Source organism: Actinoplanes sp. NPDC048791 (assembly GCF_040650095.1).
GTDB lineage: Bacteria > Actinomycetota > Actinomycetes > Mycobacteriales > Micromonosporaceae > Actinoplanes.
Genome location: NZ_JBEZGQ010001002.1, coordinates 1 through 3,010, shown reverse-complemented (window position 1 = coordinate 3,010; position 3,010 = coordinate 1). Strand labels below are relative to the sequence as shown.

4 protein-coding genes are annotated in these 3,010 nt (G+C 72.2%); 1 reads left to right on the top strand and 3 read right to left on the bottom strand.

The features are described from left to right. Positions 1-565, bottom strand: a 565-nt coding sequence (locus tag AB0C29_RS41160; protein WP_360832601.1) for a sensor domain-containing protein, incomplete at its 3' end; no start/stop codon positions are given. Positions 566-732: 167 nt separating this feature from the next. Here AB0C29_RS41160 and AB0C29_RS41155 point away from each other — a divergent pair. Next, a complete protein-coding gene (locus tag AB0C29_RS41155) occupies positions 733-927 on the top strand; it encodes a hypothetical protein (RefSeq protein WP_360832598.1) in 195 nt (64 codons plus the stop codon). A gap of 45 nt (positions 928-972) precedes the next feature. Here the strand turns inward: AB0C29_RS41155 and AB0C29_RS41150 are convergent, their stop codons facing one another. Both AB0C29_RS41150 and AB0C29_RS41145 read right to left on the bottom strand, forming a co-directional pair. Continuing rightward, a complete protein-coding gene (locus AB0C29_RS41150) occupies positions 973-2,466 on the bottom strand; it encodes an SLC13 family permease (protein ID WP_360832595.1) in 1,494 nt (497 codons plus the stop codon). A 41-nt stretch (positions 2,467-2,507) separates the two neighbouring features. After that, positions 2,508-3,010: MarR family transcriptional regulator (locus tag AB0C29_RS41145; RefSeq protein WP_360832592.1), on the bottom strand; the 503-nt coding region annotated here is incomplete at its 5' end.

Sequence of the window (3,010 nt, the reverse complement as noted above, 5' to 3'; positions counted from 1 at the left end):
CGGCCTGTACGTTGCCGCCTTTCCCGAGCGGCGCTTCGTTCCGGCGCCGGCGAATCGGTAGTCCCAGCAGCGTGACGGTGACAACGCCCGCCCAGTCGTGCACGGTCCACAGGCCGAGTCCCGGCGTCCGGTCGCCCTCGGGGATCAGCTGCCACCAGAGGGCGAACGTGCTGTCCCGTACGGCCCAGACCGGCAGCTGGATGCCGAGAACGCCGAGCAGCAGGCCCAGGGTGGCGTGCCGGGCTGCCCACGCGACCTCGCGCCGCGTGCCCGGGTCGGCCACCGCCCTCTGCCATCGGGCCGGTGGCGGGCCGGGGCTGAGCACCTCCTCGCCGCGGCGCGAGAGCCGGTTGCGCTCGATGTCGGCCACGGCGTGCAGCAGGCGCAGGGCCGAGGGCAGCAGCAACAGTCCGATGCCGATCAGGCTCGTGACGGCCACCAGCAACAGCCAGGACAGCGCGCCCAGGGCCAGGGTGGCGGTGCCCAGACCGACGAGCAGGTCGCGCAGCGCCCGCAGGGTCGACCTGCGTGCCTCGCCGGCCAGCCGCCGGATCCTCGCCTCCATGGCCGCTGACCCTAGGGCCAAGCCGCCACCGGTGGCAGGGCCGGGGCCCGAAAGTACAGCCTGCTGTACCCCGGCAGGGCAGATGACGGGATCGGCACGGCCCGCCCGGCTGCCTAGCGTCGATGGCAACGGACGCACACCGCGTCCCGTCCCACGAGGAGTCAGCCATGACCGACATCGACCGTTCCAGCACCTCCCCCGCCACCCGGGCCCTGGTCTGGACCCTGCTGCTGCTCTGCACGGTCGGCAACCTGGCGCTGTCGATCTACGGCGGGCCGCTGGTCGTGCACCTCGGCCTGGGCGTGGTGACTCTGCTGTGCATCGCCGCGCTGGTCGTGCCGTACCTCCGCACCAAGCGGTGACCGCGTCCGCCGGAGCGGGCGCGGTCACCGGAGGACGGACCGAGGTCAGACGAAGATGTCGAGGATCAGCACGCAGGCGAAGCCGACCACCGAGATGATCGTCTCCATCACCGACCAGGTCTTGATGGTCTGCCCGACCGTCATCCCGAAGTACTCCTTGACCAGCCAGAAGCCCGCGTCGTTGACGTGCGAGAAGAACAGCGAGCCACAGCCGATGGCCAGCGCGAGCAGCGAGATCTCGGGCTTGTCCAGGGTCGCGGCGAGCGGGGCCACGATGCCCGCGGCGGTGATCGTGGCGACGGTGGCCGAACCGGTGGCCACCCGGATGCCCACCGCGACCAGGAAGCCGAGCAGCAGCGCGGAGATGTTGGCGTCCTTGGCCGCGTCCGCGACCACGTTGCCGACCCCGGCGTCGACCAGGACCTGCTTGAAACCGCCGCCGGCGGCCACGATGAGCAGGATGCCGGCGATCGGCGGCAGCGAGCCGCCGATGACCGCCGAGGTCTGCGCCCGGTCGAAACCGGCCCGCTTGCCCAGCGTCCACATGGCCAGCAGCACGCCGGCCAGCAGCGCCACCACCGGGGTGCCGGCGATGTCGAGCGCACTGCGCAGGCCGGTGTCCTTGTCGAGGGTCAGCTCACCGATCGCGCGGACGAGCATCAGCACGATCGGCAGCAGGATGGTGAGCACCGCCGGGAGCACGCCCGGGTTGCGCCGCCGGGACGGCAGGTCACTGTCGACCGGCTTGTCCGGCTCCGTGGAACCGGCGTTGGCCAGGTCGTCGCGGTCGACGAAATCCTGACCGCCGTCCGGGCCGGAACCGGCGGTCCGGCCGCCGCTGCCCGCGGGTACGAGCTGGGCCGGCACCGCCAGCGGCACCCGCTTGGCGATGAAGTTGCCGAAGATCGGGCCCGCGATGATCACTGTCGGGATGGCGCAGATGAGCCCGAAGGCGAGGGTCAGGCCGAGGTCCGCGCCGAGGCTGGAGATCGCGACCAGCGGGCCGGGGTGCGGCGGGACCAGGCCGTGCAGGACCGACAGGCCGGCCAGCGCCGGGATGCCGATCTTGAGCAGCGGTACGTCGGTGCGCTGGGCCACCAGCAGCACGATCGGCACCAGCAGCACGACGCCGACCTCGAAGAACAGCGGCAGGCCGATGAGCGCGGCGACACCCGCCATGGCCCAGGGCAGCGCCGATCCGGAGAACTTGCGGACGATCGTGTTGACGATGCTGTCGGCGCCGCCGGACTCGGCCAGCAGCGCCCCGATCATGGAGCCCAGCGCGATCAGCAGTCCGACGCTGCCGACCGTGCTGCCGACTCCAGTGGTGAACGAGGTGATGGTGTCCTCGGGCGCGGCGCCGGCCACGACTCCGAGCACGGCCGCGCCCATGATCAGGGCGAGGAAGGGATGCCACTTGGCCCAGGCGATGAGCAGGACGACGACCACGATGCCGAGCACCGCGGCCAGGACGAGTTGGCCGGTTCCGGCGGAGGTTATCGCTTCCGCGGCCAACACCGGGGCAGAGAGCGAGGTCATGGGCGTGCCCTACCCGATGCCGGCGATTTCCAACCGTTCGTTCAGGAGCGGTCCAGCTCGGCGATGACCTTTCCCAGCGCCGTCGCCACGGTGCGGGCCTCCGCGGCGGCGAGATGGGCGGTGAAATGGCGTTCGATGCCGCCGAGATAGACCGGCGCGGCGGCGCGCAGGCGGGCCCGGCCGGCCTCGGTGATCGTCGCGTACGCGGACCGGCGGTCGTCGGGATTGGCCTCGCGCGTCACGAGCCCGTCGGCGGTGAGCTGGTCGACGACCCGGCTCACCCGGGACCGGCTGACCACGGCCACCGCCCCGAGTTCGCCCATGCTGAGCCGGCGACCCGGTGCCGCGTTGAGTTCCAGCAGGACGTCATACCAGGTCAGCGGCAGTCCGCAGGCCGCCTGCAGTTCGCGGTCGAGCTGCGGGACGAGGGCGGCGTGCACGCGCAGCAGGGCGCTCCAGCCCGTCCAGGATGCGGTCGAGCCCGAAGCGGAACGACCGCTCCGGGTCGCCGACCGCGTTGTACTCCAGCCCGGCGGCCTGCCCG

What these genes read in the sequence shown, in the direction of transcription:
- AB0C29_RS41155 (WP_360832598.1), top strand. Translation starts at nt 733, where the DNA reads ATGACCGACATCGACCGTTCCAGCACCTCCCCCGCCACCCGGGCCCTG.
- AB0C29_RS41150 (WP_360832595.1), bottom strand. Translation starts at nt 2,466, where the DNA reads ATGACCTCGCTCTCTGCCCCGGTGTTGGCCGCGGAAGCGATAACCTCC.